Source organism: Empedobacter sp. 225-1 (assembly GCF_030328185.1).
In the GTDB taxonomy this organism is placed as follows: domain Bacteria; phylum Bacteroidota; class Bacteroidia; order Flavobacteriales; family Weeksellaceae; genus Empedobacter; species Empedobacter stercoris.
This window is the reverse complement of the sequence record NZ_JACALO010000022.1, coordinates 1-21,514: the sequence shown is the minus strand read 5'-3', so window position 1 is coordinate 21,514 and position 21,514 is coordinate 1. Positions and strand designations below refer to the sequence as shown.

At 30.4% G+C, this 21,514-nt stretch carries 23 protein-coding genes and 1 tRNA gene; 11 read left to right on the top strand and 13 right to left on the bottom strand.

Going from position 1 to position 21,514, the window contains the following annotated elements:
- Positions 1-48 precede the first annotated feature (48 nt).
- The 3 genes from HX088_RS08025 (at position 49) to HX088_RS08015 (ending at position 1,816) form a co-directional block, all read left to right on the top strand.
- Positions 49-969 (top strand): PfkB family carbohydrate kinase, encoded by a 921-nt coding sequence (locus tag HX088_RS08025; RefSeq protein WP_286483877.1) that lies wholly within the window; start codon positions 49-51, stop codon positions 967-969.
- Positions 970-1,048: 79 nt separating this feature from the next.
- Positions 1,049-1,279 (top strand): hypothetical protein, encoded by a 231-nt coding sequence (locus tag HX088_RS08020; RefSeq protein WP_286483876.1) that lies wholly within the window; start codon positions 1,049-1,051, stop codon positions 1,277-1,279.
- A 93-nt stretch (positions 1,280-1,372) separates the two neighbouring features.
- Positions 1,373-1,816 carry a hypothetical protein gene (locus HX088_RS08015; RefSeq protein WP_225540583.1) on the top strand — a complete coding sequence of 148 codons (444 nt, stop codon included), beginning with the start codon at positions 1,373-1,375 and terminating at the stop codon, positions 1,814-1,816.
- 41 nt (positions 1,817-1,857) lie between these two features.
- Here HX088_RS08015 and HX088_RS08010 read toward each other — a convergent pair.
- Positions 1,858-1,931, bottom strand: a tRNA-Arg gene (locus HX088_RS08010).
- 246 nt (positions 1,932-2,177) lie between these two features.
- On the opposite strand from HX088_RS08010, the gene HX088_RS08005 reads away from it, so the two are divergent.
- Positions 2,178-2,984, top strand: coding sequence for an SDR family NAD(P)-dependent oxidoreductase (locus HX088_RS08005; RefSeq protein WP_286483875.1), 807 nt, complete (start codon positions 2,178-2,180; stop codon positions 2,982-2,984).
- A 33-nt stretch (positions 2,985-3,017) separates the two neighbouring features.
- Here HX088_RS08005 and HX088_RS08000 read toward each other — a convergent pair whose 3' ends face one another.
- A complete protein-coding gene (locus tag HX088_RS08000) occupies positions 3,018-3,713 on the bottom strand; it encodes a YjjG family noncanonical pyrimidine nucleotidase (protein ID WP_171623815.1) in 696 nt (231 codons plus the stop codon).
- A gap of 51 nt (positions 3,714-3,764) precedes the next feature.
- Between HX088_RS08000 and HX088_RS07995 the strand changes: the two genes are divergently transcribed.
- Genes HX088_RS07995 through HX088_RS07980 form a run of 4 tightly spaced genes read left to right on the top strand, consistent with a single transcriptional unit; the run spans position 3,765 to position 8,211 of the window.
- On the top strand, positions 3,765-5,015 hold the full coding sequence (locus tag HX088_RS07995; RefSeq protein ID WP_171623814.1) for a lipopolysaccharide biosynthesis protein: 1,251 nt from the start codon (positions 3,765-3,767) through the stop codon (positions 5,013-5,015).
- 10 nt (positions 5,016-5,025) lie between these two features.
- Positions 5,026-6,153: a glycosyltransferase gene (locus tag HX088_RS07990; protein WP_286483874.1), complete on the top strand. Its 1,128-nt coding sequence runs from the start codon at positions 5,026-5,028 to the stop codon at positions 6,151-6,153.
- Entirely contained in the window at positions 6,150-7,397 is a 1,248-nt protein-coding gene (locus tag HX088_RS07985; RefSeq protein ID WP_260541842.1) for an oligosaccharide flippase family protein, read from the top strand. The genes HX088_RS07990 and HX088_RS07985 overlap by 4 nt, the downstream gene beginning before the upstream one ends.
- A gap of 1 nt (position 7,398) precedes the next feature.
- Entirely contained in the window at positions 7,399-8,211 is an 813-nt protein-coding gene (locus HX088_RS07980) for a class I SAM-dependent methyltransferase (protein ID WP_286483873.1), read from the top strand.
- On the opposite strand, the gene HX088_RS07975 is transcribed toward HX088_RS07980, so the two are convergent.
- The 10 genes from HX088_RS07975 to HX088_RS07930 form a co-directional block, all read right to left on the bottom strand.
- A complete protein-coding gene (locus HX088_RS07975) occupies positions 8,195-9,415 on the bottom strand; it encodes a zinc metalloprotease (RefSeq protein WP_286483872.1) in 1,221 nt (406 codons plus the stop codon). The two genes, HX088_RS07980 and HX088_RS07975, sit on opposite strands and share 17 nt — an antisense overlap.
- A 22-nt stretch (positions 9,416-9,437) precedes the next feature.
- Positions 9,438-10,709 carry a protein O-mannosyl-transferase family gene (locus HX088_RS07970; protein WP_286483871.1) on the bottom strand — a complete coding sequence of 424 codons (1,272 nt, stop codon included), beginning with the start codon at positions 10,707-10,709 and terminating at the stop codon, positions 9,438-9,440.
- Positions 10,706-11,572, bottom strand: coding sequence for a hypothetical protein (locus tag HX088_RS07965; RefSeq protein WP_286483869.1), 867 nt, complete (start codon positions 11,570-11,572; stop codon positions 10,706-10,708). The genes HX088_RS07970 and HX088_RS07965 overlap by 4 nt, the downstream gene beginning before the upstream one ends.
- Positions 11,569-12,798 (bottom strand): polysaccharide deacetylase family protein, encoded by a 1,230-nt coding sequence (locus tag HX088_RS07960; RefSeq protein WP_286483867.1) that lies wholly within the window; start codon positions 12,796-12,798, stop codon positions 11,569-11,571. The genes HX088_RS07965 and HX088_RS07960 overlap by 4 nt, the downstream gene beginning before the upstream one ends.
- A 28-nt stretch (positions 12,799-12,826) precedes the next feature.
- Positions 12,827-13,528: a RadC family protein gene (radC, locus tag HX088_RS07955; RefSeq protein WP_260541850.1), complete on the bottom strand. Its 702-nt coding sequence runs from the start codon at positions 13,526-13,528 to the stop codon at positions 12,827-12,829.
- Positions 13,506-13,967, bottom strand: a complete 462-nt coding sequence (locus HX088_RS07950) for a hypothetical protein (RefSeq protein WP_171623806.1) — start codon at positions 13,965-13,967, stop codon at positions 13,506-13,508. Before HX088_RS07950 ends, radC begins: the two co-directional genes overlap by 23 nt.
- 77 nt (positions 13,968-14,044) lie before the next feature.
- On the bottom strand, positions 14,045-15,727 hold the full coding sequence (locus tag HX088_RS07945) for a glutamine--tRNA ligase/YqeY domain fusion protein (protein ID WP_188319292.1): 1,683 nt from the start codon (positions 15,725-15,727) through the stop codon (positions 14,045-14,047).
- A 62-nt stretch (positions 15,728-15,789) separates the two neighbouring features.
- Positions 15,790-16,374: a hypothetical protein gene (locus HX088_RS07940; protein ID WP_286483866.1), complete on the bottom strand. Its 585-nt coding sequence runs from the start codon at positions 16,372-16,374 to the stop codon at positions 15,790-15,792.
- A gap of 34 nt (positions 16,375-16,408) precedes the next feature.
- Positions 16,409-16,933 carry a ribosome maturation factor RimM gene (gene rimM / locus HX088_RS07935; protein ID WP_286483865.1) on the bottom strand — a complete coding sequence of 175 codons (525 nt, stop codon included), beginning with the start codon at positions 16,931-16,933 and terminating at the stop codon, positions 16,409-16,411.
- Positions 16,934-16,957: 24 nt separating this feature from the next.
- Positions 16,958-17,485 carry a 30S ribosomal protein S16 gene (locus HX088_RS07930; protein WP_171623802.1) on the bottom strand — a complete coding sequence of 176 codons (528 nt, stop codon included), beginning with the start codon at positions 17,483-17,485 and terminating at the stop codon, positions 16,958-16,960.
- A gap of 170 nt (positions 17,486-17,655) precedes the next feature.
- Here HX088_RS07930 and HX088_RS07925 point away from each other — a divergent pair, with 170 nt between their 5' ends.
- Genes HX088_RS07925 through HX088_RS07915 form a run of 3 tightly spaced genes read left to right on the top strand, consistent with a single transcriptional unit; the run spans position 17,656 to position 20,727 of the window.
- Positions 17,656-18,255 (top strand): HD domain-containing protein, encoded by a 600-nt coding sequence (locus HX088_RS07925; RefSeq protein WP_286483863.1) that lies wholly within the window; start codon positions 17,656-17,658, stop codon positions 18,253-18,255.
- Between the two features lie 7 nt (positions 18,256-18,262).
- Positions 18,263-19,108 carry a hypothetical protein gene (locus HX088_RS07920; RefSeq protein ID WP_284583139.1) on the top strand — a complete coding sequence of 282 codons (846 nt, stop codon included), beginning with the start codon at positions 18,263-18,265 and terminating at the stop codon, positions 19,106-19,108.
- A 26-nt stretch (positions 19,109-19,134) separates the two neighbouring features.
- Positions 19,135-20,727, top strand: a complete 1,593-nt coding sequence (locus tag HX088_RS07915; RefSeq protein WP_286483861.1) for a S41 family peptidase — start codon at positions 19,135-19,137, stop codon at positions 20,725-20,727.
- A 94-nt stretch (positions 20,728-20,821) separates the two neighbouring features.
- On the opposite strand, the gene HX088_RS07910 is transcribed toward HX088_RS07915, so the two are convergent.
- Positions 20,822-21,316: a class I SAM-dependent methyltransferase gene (locus HX088_RS07910; RefSeq protein WP_353619297.1), complete on the bottom strand. Its 495-nt coding sequence runs from the start codon at positions 21,314-21,316 to the stop codon at positions 20,822-20,824.
- Positions 21,317-21,514 lie beyond the last annotated feature (198 nt).

The following is a 21,514-nucleotide window of genomic DNA, read 5'->3' as shown; positions in this document are numbered from 1 at the left end:
CAAATCAATTCAATACATTTGCAAACTATTTAATTTAGAATATACAAAATGAGTTTATTAACAGTTGGTACAGTTGCCTTTGATAAATTAGAGTCTCCTTTTGGGAAAACAGATAAAATCTTAGGTGGTGCCGCTACATATATCGGAATGGCGTCTTCTCTATTAGGCGTAGATACAGCTATTGTTTCAGTTGTTGGAGGGGATTTTCCTCAAAAATACATTGATTTATTACGTTCGAAAGGAATCAATTTAGATGGAATGGAAATCGTAAAAGATGGAAAAACATTCTTCTGGGAAGGAAAATACCACAACGATTTGAATACACGTGATACATTAGCTACAGAATTGAATGTATTAGAAACGTTTAATCCAGTTGTTCCTCAAACTTACAAATCTCCAGATGTTTTGATGTTAGGTAACTTACATCCATTGGTACAAAAAGGAGTTTTAACGCAGTTAGATCAACGTCCAGGTTTAGTGGTTTTAGATACAATGAACTTTTGGATGGATTGTGCTTGGGATGAATTAATGGATGTCATCAAAGATGTTGATGTGATTTCTATTAATGATGAAGAAGCGCGTCAAATGTCAGGAGAATACAGCTTAGTAAAAGCAGCTAAAAAAATTATGACATTTGGTCCTAAAACGGTTATCATCAAAAAAGGTGAACACGGTGCTTTATTGTTCCAAAATGAACAAGTTTTCTTTGCTCCAGCTTTACCATTAGAAGATGTTTTTGATCCAACAGGAGCAGGAGATACATTCGCAGGAGGATTCTCAGGATATTTAGCAAAAACAAATGATTTTTCTTTCGATAATATGAAACGTGCAATCGTTTATGGATCTGCTTTAGCATCTGTAACTTGTGAAAAATTCGGAACTGAATCTTTAGAAGCTTTAGATAGAGAAGGTTTAATCGATAGATTAAGAAAATTCCACGAATTAATGGATTTCTCAATTAACTTATAAGAATCAATTTCTTTAAAATATTTAAAAGCCTTGCATTTGCAAGGCTTTTTTTGATTATATTAGGATATAAATTATTTGTATGCAAGTGATTTTCGAAATTTTAGGATATATTCTTTTTGAATTTATTGGAGGTTTTATAGGATTAACAATAAGATTTATTATCATTAAAATCTTTAAACCTAAACTGAAATTTGATGAATTCTCAAATTCAGAATCTGTTACGAATGATTTTTATAATTTAATAATCGGAATTCCAGTTCTGATTGGTTTAATAATTGGAATAACTTATTTAATATTTTTATTACGATGATTTAGTCAGTTCTAGTGATTCTGATATGAATCGTATCGAGAACTTAGACGATATTTAAACAATTAATTTATTTAACTTTTTGATTTAAATCAAATGAAAAACAAAATTATACATTTACTAATCTTAGCTTTTTCTTCTTTGCTTTCTGGAATCATGATTTCGAAAATGTCATTCATCGGAAAAGTCGGAATCACGATTATTTACAACGAATACACTATTCTAAAATCGTGGTGGAAAACAGCACTTTTATTATTTGCGATTCAAGCGATAATTTTTGTGGTGTTATCTGTTTGGAAAATGAAAACAACCAAACGTTTGAAACAATTGTTATTGCCATTCATCTTTCTTTCGATAGGAATAATAGGATTAATTTATACATATTATGATTTCACAGAAACATCGCATCGATTACTAAAGAAAACATTTCATTTTGGATTTTATATTTTTTGGTTAACCTGGTTCGGGAATTGTATCTTTTTTATGTCAAAACAAAAGAAAAAATTAGAGGAAATTCCACAAGAAACAGAAGTGTATTAAAACAAAAAAGCTCATCAAATTTTGATGAGCTTTTGCTTTTGTGACCGAGACAGGATTCAAACCTGTAACCTCTTGAGCCGTAATCAAGTGCGCTATTCAGTTGCGCCACTCGGCCATTCCTGATAAGAAACGATTGTTCTTATTTTGGACTGCAAATATAAAGACTATTTTTAATTTTGCAAAGAATTTGTAATAAATTTTTAAAATATATTTCCTTCAAAATTATCTTCTTAAATACATCGAATAGATCAAAAGAAAAAAATTACGCTTATCTACTATTTTATTATAAAAAGAGAATGCTTATTTTTATGGTAAAAGCAAACGTGAATAGTGAATTATAAATGATTAAATTATTGATATAATGAAATTTAATTTTAAAGATAAAATAGTTTTGATTACTGGTTCTGCTTCTGGGATTGGAAAGATAATGAGCAGAAAAGTGTTAGAAAAAGGTGCGCAAGAATTGGTGATGCTCGATTATAATTTAGCTGGAATTAACCAAGTAAAAGAAGAGTTTTCTCATTTTAATATTCCAATTTCTGCTTATCAGGTAGATTTGTCAAATCAAGAAGAGCTTTTATCAACAATCGAAAAAATTAAAAATGATAATAAATCTATTGATGTGTTAATTAACAATGCGGGTATTGTTGTTGGTAAAAATTACATTGATCATACCTTAGAAGAAATTAACCGAACGATGAATGTTAATGCGGTTATGGTGTTGACGCATGCTTTTTTGCCCGAAATGGTGAAACGAAATACAGGTGTGATTTGTAATATTGCGTCGATGGCTGGATTAACTTCAACTCCAAAAATGGCTGCTTATGTAGCGAGTAAATGGGCAATAGTTGGTTTTACGGAAACGGTGAGTCTCGAAATGAAACAACAAAAAAGCAAGGTGATTGTAAATTGTGTCATGCCATTTTATATCAATACAGGAATGTTTGATGGGGTAAAATCTCGCATTGTCCCAATACTTGATCCTGAAAAAGCTTCAAGTAAAATTATTTCGAATATCGAGAAAGGAAAATTAAGAACTCCTATGCCACTTCCATATTGGTTTGTTCGGTTATCGCAAGCTTTGTTACCAAATAAGGTATATGATTTTGTGATGGGGGATGTTTTTGGTATTTATGATTCGATGGAAGATTTTAAAGGTAGAAAATAAAAAAAGGTTCAGAATTTTCTGAACCGTTGTATATTATAAATAATTTCTTACTTCATCCAAATGAGTAATCGTTGGAACGTCATCCATCGAGAAGTTTTCTTCTAATCGATCAAAGAAAATTGCTGACATTCCGTATGCTTTTGCACCAACCGCATCCGCAATCCAATCATCACCAATATAAATTGACTCATCTTTTTTAGCGCCAGATTTTTCCATTGCTAAAGAGAAAATACGAGGATCTGGTTTCAAAATTTTGATTTCATCAGCATAGGTAACTGTGTCAAAATAACCGTTTAAATCTGATGTTTCAATTTTACGTTTTGAGACTTCGATAAAACCATTTGTAATGATATGTAGGTTGTAATTTGGTTTCAAATAATCTAACAATTCCATTGCACCATCTACTACTTCATTATAATTGGTAATCGTTTCCATGTATTCTTCTTCGAAAATTTTCGCCAAAGCATCATTGTCGATACCTAATTTATCAAAAGCGTCTTTAAAACGTCTTGCTCTTAATTCTTCTTTTGTGATTTTTTTGTCACGAATTAAAGCCCAAAGACTTTCGTTACTATCGTGGTAAAAAGGGTGAAATTCTTCAAATGAAAAACCATATCGGTTTTCAACATCGTATTTTATATAAAGTTCTTTTAAAGCGAATTTTGCATTTTTTCTGAAATCCCAAAGTGTATTATCAAGGTCGAAAAAAACGTGTTTTATTGTGTTCATAAATGCAAAGCTAAGGATTTTATGTAGATTTGCTGATGAAGATTACATCAATTGAAAACAAGGTTAGAAAAATTTAAAACGAAGAATGCAAAAGGCGTTTTGTCCTTGCTTGCTGGGAACACGATTGCGCAAGCGATAATGCTTGTTGGAGGAATAATTTTGGCAAGAATTTATGGACCAGAAGCATCAGGTACTTACAATGCTTTTTTAGGTTTTGTAGCTATTCTTTCTATTTTGACAACATTTCGTTTGGAGAATATTTTTGTAATTTCGAAATCGTCTAAAGCAATTCGAAATTTGTTCACGACCTTATTATTAGTGAGTAGCGTTGTAACGATTTTATTCTTTTTAGGCTACGCTGTTTTAGAAAAAATTTTCACGTTCAAAACCTCCTTATTTATTGTTTTTCTAAGTTGCGTTGCAGGATTGTTTACAGCTTGGAACAATGTTCAAAATACGTTGTTTACTAAGTATAAATTATTCAAAAGCATTTCAACAGGAGTCGTGATTAATGCAGTTTTTTCAGTTGTTTTTCAGGCCATTTTTTATTGGATGGGCTATAAAGAAACAGGTTTGATTTATGGAACTATTTTCGGGACAGTTTTATCTTGTGTGTTTTATTTTTCGATTACCAAAGGGCGATTTTCTTCGATTGATTTTAATTTAGCAAAAAAAACAATTTCAAAAAATAAAGAGATTATAAAGTATACATTACCATCAGAATCTCTGAATGTGATTGCGAATAATCTAATGACGATTTTGTTGTTGTTTTATTTTACGAAAGAAGATGCAGGTTTTTATGGAAATGCATCTAAAGTTTTGGTTGTTCCATTGGTTTTGTTATCCAATTCGATTTCGAAGGTTTTCTTTCAAAAATCAGCTTCAATGATTGATCATAGAGCGCATCAGTTGTATGATTTGTCAAAAAAAGTGATTGTGTATAATGTTGCTGCAATTGCTGTTTTTCTTTTGTTGATGAATTTTATTGGAATTTTTATTCTCGAATGGATGCTTGGTCCAGAATGGCGAGGTTTGCATATTATGACGTGGATTCTTTCGTTTTGGATTTTATGTCGTTCGGCGATGAATCCTATTCAACAAATTGTAGTGGTTATCAAGAAAAATCATTACGCCTTATACTTTAATATTTACCTTGTTTTGGTCACAATTACAACTTGTGTGATTGGCGGTTTAAATAAAAATATACTTTTAACGTTATCCCTATATTCTTTCTTTGCTGGAGTAGGCTATTTAGTTCAGTTATACTTTGTAATGAAAGAACTTAAGAGATATAAAAAGTAAGGTGAATAATTTGCGAAAAGATATATTAGCTTTGGCTTCTTGGTACCCAAGTCGTGTACTTTTAGATAATGGAGATTTTATACAACGCCATTTAAGAGCAATATCTACTTTAAATAATGTAATACTTGTACATGCAATTAAGGACCAAAATTTGAAATCTGATTTTGAGATTACAGATAATATCAATGAAAATGTAAGAGAGATAATTATTTATTTTAAACCATCTTTTTTCGGTCCGTTTAATTTGATTAAACAAATTAGAGCATTTCTAAAGGGTATTGCTTTGGTTAATCATTTTGATGTAATTCATTTGAATGTTATTTATCCAGCGGGTTTATTATTAACCTACTTAAAAATAAAATATAAAAAACCTGTTATTTTAACAGAACATTGGACGAATTTGCATCCGAATAAATTTATTCAACTTCCGTTTTATAAGCGCTTGGCGATTAAGAAAATTCTTAATTTTGTTGATATAGTTTTACCTGTTTCCACTCATTTAGGAGAATCTATAAAAAAGATTAATCATAAAGTTTCTTATCAAGTAATTCCAAATGTTGTTGATTTAGAAAGATTTGATTACAAATTAGATTTAAATTCTAACGAAATTCGTTTTTTGCATTTATCACATTTAGGTGATCAACACAAAAATATCTCAGGCATGTTGAATGTGGCAAAAAGATTAGCAGAAAACAATTATTCGTTTAAATTTTATATAGGAGGAAATGGTGATTTAACTCCAATTATACATTTTATAAAAGAACATAAGTTAGAAAATTATATCACAACTTTTGGACGATTAGAACATCATGAAGTTAATCAGAAGATGAATGATGCAGATTGTTTTGTGTTATTTAGTCGATTCGAAAACCAACCTTGTGTACAAGCAGAAGCTTTTGCGACAGGATTACCATTAATTGCGACGAAAGTTGGTGGTATTGAAGAGTTTTTTCCGAATAATTTTGGAATTTTAATCGAATCTGAAAATGAAGATCAATTGTTTGAAGCGATGATTGAGGTTATAAAAGGGAAGAAATTTGCAGAAGCTGAAAAGATGAATGACTATGCAAGAAAGCTATTTGCTAAAGAAGAAATTGCCCAACATTATAATGAAATTTATACAGAAGTTTTGAAATGAAAGATTTAATCAAATTTATACAATCATTTTTACAGAACAACGGCTTCTATGTTTTTTTATCTTTTTTGATAGAAAAATTAGTCATGTTGATTAATATAATTTTTATTGTGAAAATGATTCCGCAAGATGAATTTGGTCGAATAACACTTATTGCTTCAATTGTAGCTTTTATGTCTCCATGGAGTGGTTTTGGCTCGTTACAGGTTCTAATGAAATTTGGTGCAGGAGAAAATGATGAGCAAATAAAACAAGATTTGAGTCGTAAGTTACTGAGGAATGGAATGGTTTATCAATTTTTATTAGCTCTAATTTTTATAGCAGTTGCAAATATTTATACGCTTAAATTTGAGCAATTAGAATGGATTATTTTATTGTTTGCAATACGTCTTTTTGGAATGTTTTTTCAATCTCATTTAACAATCGATTATCGAATAAATGGAAAAAATAAGAAGTTTGCATTTCTCAATATTTTTATCAATTGTATTGGATTGTTACTAACATTTATTTTAACGATTTATTTTGGCGCGATTGGATATATGGTTTCGTTAGCGATTGCTCCATTTTTGAGTTTGTTTTTTTATTCAAAAAATATAATTCAAAAAGCTGTAAATCAGATTACTTCAATGAATTGGAAAGCAATGTGGCGATATGGTAGAATGGAATCGTTAGCTTATTTTGCGTCTGAATTATTATTTTCGATTGATATTGCGATGATTGCATTATTCATGCTTGATAAAGATATTGCTTTATATAAGGTTGCGATTATTCTTCCGATGAATTTATTATTTCTTCCGACCATTTTATTTCAAACGGATTTTCCTCGAATTATTCAGAATTGTCACGATAAAAACTTTTTGAAGTTTTATATTAAAAATTATTACAAAATCTTTATCCCTCTTGGAGTTATCATAGTTTTCGGAAGCTATTTTTTAAAGGATTGGTTGATCAAATTATTCTTTAATCAAACCTATTTATTAGGTGATAAAGTGTTTTTTATTGTAACAATTGCTGTTGTATTAGGAATGCTTTTCAGAATATTATACATTAATTTGAATAGCACAATTGGTAGATCTGATTGGAATGTTAGAGTATCCTTACTTTCAATTATAAGTTTAGTTATTTTTGACGCATTTCTAATTCCCTCTTATGGAATTGAAGGAGCTGCTTTTGGCATGTTATTCACCTTTGTTATTTCAGGTTTGTATGCATGTTATTTATTTAGAAAGTATTTAAAAAGTATTTAAAATGTCATTTTCAAAAAAAATATTAAAAACAATAGATGGAATTTTACAGATATGTAAAAATCCATGGTTATTAAATGTTATTATCAATCAAAATGAAAACTGGGAAAAGAAAACGCCAGATTTTTATAAAAAAGGATTTAAGCAAGTTTCGTTGGATCAATTGTTTCCTAATTTTGATGGAAGATTAGAGACTGTTGCGTTTTTGGATGGAGGTTCACTAATCACAGATTTATTATTGTTGAAAAATGCATGTAAAGAATTTGAGCAATGTAAATATTTTGAAATAGGAACTTGGAGAGGAGAAAGTATAGCTAATTTAACTGATGTTGCAGCTGATTTGAATACGTTAGATTTGGATATTAACGATTATAAAACGTATAATTTTACAAAAGAATATGCAAATGCACATGGTTTTTTTATTCGAAATAATTCAATAATTAAACAACACTTAGGAGATTCTACAAAATTTAATTTTGCAGGTTTAAATAAAAAGTTTGACGTGATTTTTATTGATGGTAATCATCATTTTGATTTTGTAGTTTCTGATACTAAAAATGTTTTTGAACATTTAATTCATGAGAATTCAATAGTGATTTGGCACGACTATGGTTTCTCGCCAGAGGATATTCGATTTGAAATAGTAAATGCAATATTGAAAGGTGTTCCAAAGCAGTTTCATGATAATTTATATCATGTAGAGAATACTATGTGTGCAATTTACACACCCAAAAACTTTGATGGAAATGTCTTAAAACTTTATGATAATCCAAAGCGAATATTTTCGGTGGATTTAAAAATTAAAGTTGAACAATAGAATTACTTTTTTTATGAATGTAATTTTTAAAATCATTTCCATTTGGATAAATAATCTTTCCTTTATTTTCGAAAATAATTTTTGAATTGTTTCCAAAGATAATTGTTGCTTGTGGAGAAATAACTATAGGTTCTGTAATCGTTAAGGTAATATTGTTTTCAAGTTTTAAATTAGAATAGAAACGTTGCGTTTTATTCCAATCGGTGTTTTCATTCATGATAAACGTATTTCCTAAAAAAGAATCTTCTGTTACAAATTGAATTAAATTGGTTTCTCTCAAGTTTTTATGAACTTTTAAAATTTCAGTTGGTTGAAGGTAATTTCTTGGATCTAGACCAACTTGAGACATAATTGTATATTTACAAGCATTTGCATTATGGTACTGGTTGTGATGTCCTAAACCAAGACTATGTCCAATTTCGTGAGCTAAACCGCGGGCATCGTTTACATCCCAAGACATGGTCTCTTGAACGGTTTTATTAAATCGAATAGGATCTTGGTATCTGTGCGATAAATATTTTAGGTAGCGATTGGGTATATGAATACTTGTGCTTTGCGATAAATTATTACTTGGAGATTCTGCTGCAGCTACACCATTTAAGTTATAATCTTTACTTTTAACTTTATATAATCGATCATAATTATCTCCGTCCATTGTCAAATAAACATTTAAACCTTTTGGAATAGTTTTATCTTGCGCAATTTTGTCATCTAAGTAAGTCAAATACCAACCTCTATATGGTGTAATACCACTGTATTTCTTTTTCTCTAAATCAGCACCGCTATTTCTATAGTTCCAAGCATAATTATCTTTAATTTCAATATAATTATATTTAAAACGAACTTTCGTATCAGGATAAAAGTCATTTCCGGTATAGCATCCTGTTAAATCTTCTGGCTGTTTAAGGTTCATCCAAACATCATTGCTATAATTCATGAAATTTTCTAAGGCTTTCTTTTCTTCAGGATTTTTTAAATCATAATTCCCCGTTCCGTCTTCACGTTTTAATACAATAACATTTATTTGTAAAGTAATAGGTTGTAAATCGTTGGTTATTGTAAAATTTTTTATTGATGATTCATCTGTAATATGAACAACTTTTGCATTTGTGACTATTTGAGAATCTGGATAAATTAAACCACCTTGTTGAGCAGTACAAGAAAATATAGAAATAACAATAAATAAACTAAATAATGTTTTCATAAATAAAAAATTGTATGTTAAGTTACAACTTTTTAATTTCTTCAATTGTCATCGTTTTAGATTTTAAATCAATTAATTGTTGGGCAGACTTTTTCATCCATTCAATATCTTCATTCGTTTCCTCGTTGTTTAAAATAACTTCTATTATTCCTTTATTGTTGTTCATCCATGGAAGTAAATAATAATTCAAGACATCTTTGTAAGATTTTTGATGATGAAACTCTTGCCCTTTATTAGTTTTTAAAACAAGTTGTTTTGCTGTATAATAATAGAATGGTGTTGAAAATATAAGCACTGAAACAATAGTTGTATGCTTCGGGAATCTTGTAATAAAATAATTTAATCCAATGCTCGAAATAATCAAAAAACTAAGATTGAAATTTAAGAAGAAAACATAGTTGTCACTTACAGCATAAATAGTAGAAAATCCAAAAACAGGCAGCCCAAAAATAATTAAAAAAAGTAATATTTTATTTTTGAAATAATCTCTAATAGGTATAAATAATAAGAAAATATTCATCCACCAAAAGTTGTAAATTAGATAACCAAAAGCTTTAACGAAGTCTTTTATGTAACTTAAAAAATCTTTTTTCAAAGAATCAGAAACCCATGATTTATCTGAGGAAGATAAAACGTTTTTAATTGATTCGTTATGAACGATTGGATAAATGTATAAAGATGCTAAGAATATAATAGGAATAAAAAGGTAATAACCAAATGTCTTATTTTTTGTATTGTCATAGGCTAAATAACATAAGTAAAAGTATGAAGGAAGTAATAAAATTCCTTGTATATGCGCAAAAAAGCTAATTCCTAAAATTATACCAGCAAATAGAATATTTATAGGTTGTTTTTGTTGAATAAATTTTAAAGAGAATAAACAATATAAAGTTATCCAAATTAAGCAAAATGTATATACTTCGATATTTTCTGTATTTTTCCAAAACGTAAAACTAAAACCGAATGCAATCGTTCCTAATAAAGCAATCCATTTTTTTTTAGTAATAATTTGAAGGATTATGAATAAAATATTTAGAACCACAATTGCTGAAATAATATTTACCCAACGTCCAATTTCTATTGTACTAAAATCAGGAAATAGTTTGTAAATAAGAATTGTAAAGTTTTGATATAAAAAATGTATAATGGAATACGTCTCAAGATTGAATTGATTGGCTTCAATGTCCAAAATTTTTCCTGCAGAATCTCCGAAAGTAATTTTACTAAAACTTCCTAAACGGTAAATAATCAAGAAGAATAAAGTTACAAATAAATGGTAAAAAATTTTTATCATAGAAAGTTTTTATAACAAGTGAAATAATGTGTTGCCGCTCTAAAACTTTCATTAAATTCTTGAACACCTTTCAAACTTGAACCTTCGAAATCTAAATAAATATTTTTATTAGAATATTTTTTTATAATAAAATCTACAATAAATGTATTGTAATTTATCTTACCATTAGGAAGTTTGGCGTTACATAATTGTATTAATCTTTTATCAGAAATAAGATAAAAAGAGCTGGCTAAAACTTGTTGATTTTCTTCTATAGAAATTGTAATTGATTTTTCCTCTTCTTGTAGTTTATTAACAAGTTTTACTAATTTTTTGAGTTGTAATTCTTTCTTTATATGCGAATAGTTTTTATCAAGTAAGTCGATAAAATCTATGTTTTTGGAATGTTGACAAATCTTATAATTTTCAGGTAAACCAGTTTTTATTTCTTGTTTTCTATTTTTACGAATAGTTTTGAAATAAATGTTATAATCAAAATTTAAATCCAAAACCTGATTCACTCTTTTTTCTCCCTTCGGTTCAAACATTTCTGTATTTTCTTCATTAAAAGAATAAGCTCTCACTAAATTTCGGTGTAATTTATTTTCAAAAAGTTGAAAGGTTTCTTTCGATAAATTTTCTTGATGAAAAACACCTAATTGTTGACAATAAATAGGCTGTGTAATAAATTTAAACCCAATTTTTTTCACAAAAGGCAAAGGCATTATTGCTTCATAATCATTCAAAACATAACAATCCCAATTGTTTTCAACCAAAGCATCTAAATAAAAAACTTCCGCATAAATACGATAGTTCACCGATTTATTTAAACATTCGGTGTATTTATTAACATCTAATTTTTTTCGTGAAACTCGCTTTATCATTTGAAAATACTTTCATAAACTTTTCGCCAATCAGCCCAATTTTCAGTTAGATTAGATTGATGAAACAATGTTATAAACGTACCGTTGACGTTTTTAATTGTTTGCTTCAATGTTTTTAATTCATCAATAGCTTGTTGTGGTGTTAATAGTAAATAGTTTTTCAACGTAACATCCATAGCAACAAAAGGATAGATTGTTAACATTGTTTGTTGATTTGTTGATAAGTCAAACCATTTGAAAGGAGTAGAAGTCCCAGCTCTAAACCCAATCTGATGCGGGAATCCCATCGTATAATCTTCTGAAATTTCATTTATTAACAATTGTTGATAAGTGTAAGGAAAGCTCAATTTGATGAAATGTTGGCGAGATGATTTAACGGAATTATTTGTAATCGATTTTAAACGAGAAATTTCTGCTGTTAATAACTTAGCATCTACATTGGATTGATAAGACGGGTGAATCCCAATTTTGGCCCAATTCGAAATAGTGCGGATTAATTCCTGTTGTGTTTTATTTTTCCAATGATGATTTTTATCAAAAGAAGAATAATCGCCCAATAACCAAAAAAAGATGGTTTCGATTTCATGTTTCTTAGCTAACCCTTTTAAATAATTATAGGTGTCATACGGATCTTTTTCTTGATGTGTTAAAACATTGATTTGCTTCTTGGCTTCATTGATATTTCCCTTAATAATCTTTTTGAAAAGCGAACCATATTTTATCGTTGAATTATGGTGCAAATACTTCCATGCATAATCAACATCATGTGTAATGATTTGTTTAAAAACTCTTTTTTTAAAAGAAATTTCAGGATATTTAGTTTGTATTTTTTGTTGAATATCAAGACAAATTTCATCAACAATTGGTCGAGAATAATCTAAATCTGAACCTAAAAATCGATTATGTTGATCAAATTGTTCAGTTTTCGCATTATATTCTTCGTAACGTGAAAGCCAGTAAAATGATTTTCCAATTTCATTCAATTTAGAATAATCAACATTTTCTTTAATATTAGTTTCGAGAAAAATATCATTTACGTTGAAATTGATTTCGTCTTCTAAAGTTTGATTCGAAAAATTAATTTTGGGTAAAAAAGAATTGGAAAATTCTTCAAAATTGGTTGTTATGTTGTAGTCAATTCCAGAAAATTTACGAAAAATGAAATCAAATATGTAATTGATTCGATTAGTGATTTTTTCAGTATATATGATGACTTTTGAATTCAAAATAGTGATGCAATAATCCTTAAAGATATCAAATTAAGCCTTCATCCGCAAACGAATAAAAATCTTTTTGAGAAACTATAATATGATCCAGTACTTGTATATCCAATAACGTAGCGCCTTCTTTTATTTTTCGAGTGATTGATTGATCCGCTTGGCTTGGAACGAGATTTCCTGAAGGATGATTATGAGAAAGTATGATTGCGGTTGCCATTAATTCTAAAGCACGTTTAAAAATTACGCGTACATCAACGGCAGTTTGTGTAATTCCACCACGAGAAATCTGTTCTGTTTTGATGATTCGATTTCCTTGATTAAGAAACATAACCCAAAATTCTTCGTTTGGTAAATCGCCAATTTGTTGTTGAAGAATGGTAGCGGCATCTTTGCTTGATGTTATTTTATCTCGTTCCAAAACTTCTTGCGAATTTCGTCTGCGTCCAATTTCCATTGCTGTGATAATTGAAATAGCTTTTGCTTCGCCTATACCTTTAAATTTGCATAAATCTTCAATCGAATATTTAGCTAATTCATTCCAGTTTTTATTAGCGGAGTTTAAGATGCGTTTTGCTAACTCTACGGCTGATTCATCACGGTTTCCGCTCCCCATGATAATCGCTAATAATTCTGCATCAGACAAAGATGAACGTCCTTTTAAAGCTAATTTCTCTCGTGGTCGGTCATCTTCGTTCCAATTTTTGATGGAGTTTTTATTCTCTAAGTAATCCGTCATCGTTTTCGCCAATTTTTATATAGGTATAATAAAAACCGTCATTAAATTCTTCGTTAATCCCAAGTGTATTTTGATCTACCTGAAAACTTTTACCCATCGAAGGGTTTCCATTTGTGTAAATCATGGGAACAAGTTCTGTCGTATGAATACTTTTGCCTTTCGCTATAGTGTATGTTGTACGATTGGTTTCTTTACCATTAATTATTGTAATCATTTCGGTTGGTGTGAATTCTAAAACTGTAACCATATTAGTTGGTGGAAGTTGTTCGCGACCTATTATTCCTCCCGAAAGCTTTACAAGTTTCCACCTTCCAATTAAATCTGAGTGCTGTATATGTTCTATTTCTTGTGTGTTATTTGTGGTTGCATTTTTAGATGATTGACAACTGTATAAGGCAATAAATGCAGTAAATATGATGAAATAGAGTTTATTATTCATGTTTTAAATTTTATTAAATATAATAAAAAAAGCTCGAACATAATTGTCCGAGCTTGATATTTAATGAAATAGATTTATTATTTGTTTACTTTTGCCCAAGTATCTTTTAGGGTTACAGTTCTGTTGAAAACTAATTTATTTTCAGAAGAATCACGATCCAAAGCAAAATATCCAATGCGTTGAAATTGGAATTTATCTTCTACTTTAGCGTTTTTCAGCGCTGGTTCAGCGAATCCATTTTTAACCGTTAATGAGTTTGGGTTAACAAATTGTAAGAAGTCAACATCTTTCTCTGCATCCGGAGATTCTACTGTAAATAAGCGATCGTATTCGCGAACTTCGATTGGAATATTTTCTGTTGCAGAAACCCAATGTAATGTTCCTTTTACTTTACGTTTAGACGCTTCAGTTCCACTACCAGATTTTGTTTCAGGATCATAAGTAGCGAAAATTGTTGTAATGTTTCCTTCAGCATCTTTTTCAACTCGTTCTGCTTTAATAAAGTAGGCACCTTTCAAACGAACTTCGTTTCCTAATGATAAACGGAAGAATTTTTTAGGCGCTTCTTCCATAAAATCTTCACGTTCAATATAAATTTCACGAGTAAAAGGTACGATGCGAGATCCCGCAGTTTCATCTTCTGGATTATTCTCAATTTCTAATTCCTCAACTTGTCCTTCTGGATAGTTTTCGATAATTACTTTAACTGGATCAATTACAGCAAAAACACGTGGTGCGATTTTATTTAAATGATCACGAACAGAGAATTCCAATAACGAAATATCCAATACATTATCACGTTTTGCAACACCAGCAGTATTCCAGAAGTTCTTGATAGATTCTGGTGTGTACCCACGACGACGTAAACCTGAAATAGTTGGCATACGTGGATCATCCCAACCTGTTACAACTCCTTCTTGTACCAATTTCATTAATTTACGCTTACTTGTAATCATGTACGAAACATTACCACGAGCAAATTCGCGTTGTTTTGGTTTTTGAGGTTGATTCGGTAACTCAACATTATTCGCATACCATTCATATAAATCACGGTGATTTTTGAATTCTAACGAACATAATGAATGTGAGATTCCTTCGATATAATCAGATTCTCCATGTGTCCAGTCGTACATCGGGTACATTTTCCATGTGTCTCCAGTACGGTGATGAGGACGTTTTAAAATACGATACATCACAGGGTCACGCATATTCATATTCGGAGAAGTCATGTCAATTTTTGCACGTAAAACATGTGTTCCTTCTTCAAATTCGCCTGCTTTCATTCGTTCGAAAATCGCTAAATTTTCTTCAACAGAACGGTTTCTATAAGGAGATTCGATTCCAGGTTCAAACGGTGTTTTACGTTGTTCATTAATTACTTCTGAAGATTGATCGTCGATGTACGCTTTTCCTTCTTTGATTAATTGAACAGCCCAATCGTAAAGCTGCTGGAAATAATCAGAAGCATAACGTTCTTCAGCCCACTCGAAACCTAACCATTTCACATCTTCGCGGATAGAATCTACGAATTCTTGTTCTTCTTTGTCAGGATTAGTGTCATCAAAACGTAAGTTTACAGGCGCATTGTAACGTTGTCCTAAACCGAAGTTTAAACAGATTGCTTTTGCGTGCCCGATGTGCAAATAACCATTTGGTTCTGGTGGGAAACGAAAACGTAAATTTTCTTTTGGCATCCCATTAGCTAAATCATCTTCAATGATTTGCTCGATAAAATTCAATGATTTTTTTTCTTCTTCCATTTTTAATTACGATTGAGTTTGCAAAGGTACGAAATTGACAATAAAAATAGAGGGATTGTTTTTTAATTAAGTCTTTTTGCTTTAAAATTTTCAGCAAGAATAAAAGCTTGTCCAAAACTGTAATTGTCAGGAGCGATTAAATCATTTCCAAAAAATAAAAGTTTTAGATTTGATTTAATAGGTTTGCTTATTTCTTCTATTTCATATGTTAAATTCTCTGATTCACAAAATAATCTAAATTTATGAAAGAGAGATTTCGGAAAAGTGATGTATGGTTTGTTTAAGTTATTTAGATTCATCCATAACCCAGTTTCTTTTTTGAGAAAATTATGAATTTTACCTAACAGAATTGGATTTTTATCAGGAATTTTATCTAATTTGATTGTAATTTGAGCTTCTGTATGATATTTAACAAGAAAATGATTAGTATATTCTTTAATTCGAAAAAAAGGGGTTAATGAACAATGATTAAAATTTTTATAATCAATGACATTTTCTGCTTTTATTTCCCACAAGTGATCATAATTATCGTATCGGACTTGAATAATTAGTTCTATTTTAGAGTTAAAAGCATCGAACTGTAAAGACATCAAATGAATATGTCCGTGGAATGGAGTGGAATTAGTAAAATGAATAAGTTCTTCCATTTATTGAAAATATTAATAAATGAAAGATAAGGATTTACCCCAAATAAATTTCTAATAAACCATCAGGAATATTAATAAGCATTGCTTTTTCTTCACGATTTACTTCAAGAATCCATTCGTCAATCATCGGAATTAGGATTTCTTTTCCGTTTGCATCCACTTCGAAATAAGCTTGAGCAGCAGAATCGTTGACAGATTTTATCGTTCCAACTTCTGTATTTGTTTGGTCGTAAATCGTAAAACCAACAATTTCGTGGTAATAAAAGTCTGTTCCAGAAAGTTCTGGTAACGATTTTAGAGGTAAATAAAGTTCACGATTGATTAACTTGTCGACTTCTTCGTCTTCAATATCTTCAAACTTTACTAATAATTTTGTACCTTGATAAGGCTGAGAGGTTTCAAAAAAAAATGGAACCAGTGTACCATCTTTCTCGATGAACACTGCTTCCAAAGTATCGTATAATTCTGGTTCGTCGGTGTCCAAATGAATGATTAAATTACCCTTGAAACCGTGTCTCTTTGTAATTTTACCTAAATAGTAGCAATCATTTTTTGTCATCTGGAACTTCTCTGAACTTAAAAATTATTCTTCTGTAGCAACTTCTTCAGTTGTACCTTCTGCTTCTTCAGCAGGAGTTTCTTCCGCTTGTGCAGCAGCTTCAGCTTCCTGAGCAGCTTTTACACGCGCATCATTAACAGCTTTTTCAGCTTCTAATGCAGCAGCTTTAGCAGCAGCAGCACCTGAAGTTAAACCGTCTTTTTTAGCTTGAACTTTTGCATCTTTAGCTTCTAACCAAGCTTCAAAACGTTTTTCAGCTTCTTCTTGAGAAAATGCTCCTTTAGCAACACCACCTAATAAGTGTTTTTTCATGTAAGCACCTTTGTAAGATAATAAAGCTTTAGCAGTATTAGATGGCTCAGCACCTGTTTGTAACCATTCTACAGCTGAATCAATGTTTAATTCAATTGTTGCAGGGTTAGTAATTGGGTTGTAAGTACCTAATTTTTCGATGAAACGACCATCACGTTTTGCTCTTGAGTCAGCAACTACGATGTGAAAGAATGGTTTTCCTTTACGACCATGTCTTTGTAATCTAATTCTTGTAGCCATAGTATAACTAATTATTTGGGGAACTCGTCCCGTTTTACAAATTTGAGGTGCAAATATACAATTTTTTTATAAATAATTCTTTTAAAAGTGATGATTAAATTAATTCTGAAGATTCAAGTTTGTTGAATAACGATTCTGATGTACTTTTAAACTCGAAAATATATTTTAGCATGAATAAAAAAGACATACTTGCTCAAACACAAGCTTATATCAAGAAAACCTTTTTAGATGAAGGAACTGGACACGATTATTTTCATATCGAACGTGTAGTAACGAACGCTAAAAAGATTTTAGAAACTGAAGATGCAGACCCTTTTTTAGTCGAATTAGCTGCTTGGACACATGATATTGGTGATTATAAATTGCATGATGGAGTAGATAAATCTGAAAAGTTAATTAAAGCGTTTTTAGCATCTATTCAGGTTGAGGAAGAAACGATTGTACGTATTTTAGAAATTGTTTCGCAAGTTTCGTTTAGTAAAGGAAATAAACCAACAACAATAGAAGCAGAAATAGTGCAAGATGCTGATCGTTTGGATGCAATTGGAGCTGTCGGAATTGCACGTTGTTTTGCTTATGGTGGGAGCGTAGGCAGCATTTTGTATAATCCGTATGATAACTCGAAAGATGCATCAAGTGTACAACATTTTTATGATAAATTATTTAGATTAAAAGATTTGATGAACACTAAAACAGCAAAACAAATTGCAGAAAAACGTCATCTATACATGGAAAATTTTATTCAAGAATTTTATCAAGAAGTTAAATAAATCAATAATGAAACAAATAATTACAACGTTTTTAATGGTGTCATGTTCTTTCGTAGGATTTGCACAAGAAACATTTCAATTCAAACTGAAATATCACCCAGAATCATCCTATCAAATGGACATGGATATGCAGATGAACATGCAGATGCAAATGGCAGGTGACGAAAAACTTTCGAATGAATTGAGTCAAGTGGAAACTAAAATGGACATGAGTTTTCAAACTTTAACGGTTACAAAAGAAATGGATAAAGAAGGTGATTTACCTTTCGAAATTTTTTACAAAAAGTTAGATTCTAAAATGAATGTCAATGGACAAGAAATTCCAATGGATCAAGATGCTATAACAAAAGAATTGTTAAAAATCAAGATTAATGGTATTGAGAACGAGAAAGGAAGACAATATTCATCGGATGAAATGACAGGGGATTTATCGAACATGAAAGATTTGTACGATAATATGATGAATTCGATGTCTATGTTTATGATTTTTCCAAAAGAAACTTTTAAGATTGGGGATATGCACGAAGTGATAATTCCTTTCAAAATGCCTTTGCAACAAGGTGTTGATATCGAGATGAATATTAAAGGAGTGTATAAATTACTAAAAATTGCAGATGGAAAAGCTTATTTTGATGTAGAAATGACTTCTGTTGGTAACATAAAAATGCCAAGTCAGTTAAATATTAACTTTGACGAGTACAAATTAAACGGAAGTTTAACGATGAATGTTTTCGATCAAAATATTAACGAATCAACTTTTTCTGGACCAATGAGCATGACAATGGACGTAAATAACATGAAAATTAAAATGATTTCTCAAAATAATTACCGAACTAAAACATCAAAATTGTAACTTTCTATCTTTTATTAGAATACCGAATGAAATTAACGTCTCTTTTTACTTATTTGTTTCTCTTTTTAATGTGTAGTTGTGTTTCTGTGGAGAAATACAATGCACATATTGATAAAAAAATCCCAGCAAATAAGCTAAAGAAAGACGTTGATTTTGCCTACAAAAAACTAAAAAGATATCATCCAAAATTGGATATGTATCTTGCTCAAAATGAATTAGATTTTAAATTTGATAGCTTAAAAAAGACCCTTACAAAATCATTGAAACCAAATGATTTTTACATTAAGTTTTTTCCGATTTTTGAAAGTTTAGAGCACGGACATACATATATTTATCCGATTTATAAACGATTGAATAAAAAGGAAATAAAGCAATACAAAGATTCAAAGTCAGCGTTTAATGATTATAGTTTCTTTTGGAAAAATGATTCAGTTTTTTTGGTACATGATCAGTCTAAAATAAATCCAATAAATCCTGGTTCAGCATTAGTTTTTATAGATAATATTCCAACAAAATATCTATACGATAAATACAAAAAAAGCATTTTTGGCGATGGGAAAAACACCACTTTTACAGATAATGTATTCAACCGAACATTTTTGAATTATGTTACATTAGAGCAGGGGATTAAAGATTCAGTCGAACTTACTTTTTTAATGGGGAATAAACCAATCCGAAAAAAAACATTTAGGACTTATCCCAAATCAAAAGAAACTGAGAAAAAGAAACTTCCAAAAATCACCAAAGAACAAAAGCAAATCGACCGAAAAGTTCGAATTAAGCAAAAAACATATGGATACTCCAAAAATTCGGCAGCTTATTCCAAAGATTTATCTTTTCCTACGAACGACAGTACGATTGCAGTGCTAAAAGTAACCGATTTTAGAAAAGGTAAGATACAAGAACTATATAAAGAAGTTTTTACAGATATCAAAAATCATAAAGTTCAAAACTTGGTATTGGATCTTCGCAATAATGGGGGAGGATTCATCAAAGATGCACATTATTTGTATGCATATTTGGTCGATGATTCGAAGTCTTTTTTAGGTGAAAAAATTGTTGCCAATAAGACTTCATTTGGAAAATCATTGTACAATATTTTTCCCACTTATACCTACCCCTTACTTTGGTTGGGGTCTGGTTATACCTACTTTGCAACATCCAAAAACTCGGACAATGAATACGAATTGCACATACCTTTCTCGTTTGTAAAAATAGACAAATCGCTTATTTACAAAGGGAATTTGTATGTGATGATCAATGGAGGATCGTATTCCGCTTCTTCGCTTATTTCGGCGAATCTTCAACTCAAGAATCGTGCATTTTTTGTTGGAGAAGAAACTGGAGGCGATTTTAATGGAACGGTGGCTGGTTTGATGCCTAAGTTTACGTTACCTCATTCAAAACTACAAATGTCGGTGGGAACAGTTTATCTTTCGCCTATCGAAAAGCGAGAAGAAATGGGACATGGTGTATATCCTAATCAAGAGATTAAACCAACTTTAGAACATAAAATAAAGCGAATTGATCCCGAATTAAACTGGATTTTGAACGATATCAAAAAAGAAAATGCAGTATACAATAAGGTATTACAAATAGAAAATCATCTACTTAATTAAGCAGATGATTTTTATGTTTTGGGCGTTCGAGCGGGCTTTCCGTTTCAATCTTTGCTCTACAGCAAAGGATTTCCACTGCAATACCTAACGCATTTTATTTTTTGTTGAAACTACAAAAAATAAAATTTTGTATCGTATCAAATGGCGTTATGTGATCTATCGTAAAACATTCTATTTTTTCAAAATCAGAAGCAAAGGTAGATGTTAACGAAATTTCATCGTTTTGCTTAATTTCTAAACCGCTACATTTCAAAGGTCCATTTGTTGAAAAAGTTCCGATAACCATTTTACCTTTCACCGCTTGCGAAACTAAATCTTGGTATTTTTTGATGTCATTATCTTCTGTTAAAAAATGAAAAACAGCTCTGTCGTGCCATATATCGTATTGTTCTGTAGGTTCGAATTCGGTGATATCCGCAACAATCCAATTCACTTTTTTAGCTTTATCGCCCAAACGTTTTTTAGCTTTTTCTAATGCATTTGCAGAAATATCCAAAACCGAAATATTTTCGTATCCTTCTTCCAATAAAAAATCAACTAATTTACTTTCTCCACCGCCAACATCAATAATTTTTGCTGTTTTATCCACCGAAAATGATTGAATAAAATTTAAAGAAGTTTCGGGTTTTTCTTGTGTCCAACTAACTTCTTGTGGAGTTTTTACGTCATATATATGTTCCTAATGAGCTTTTTTATCGTTATTCATTGTTTCTAAGTTCAACAAATAAGTGCAACTCAAATTAAATCATTGGGGGCTAGCCCCCAATGATTAGCCAAGTGCTAAATT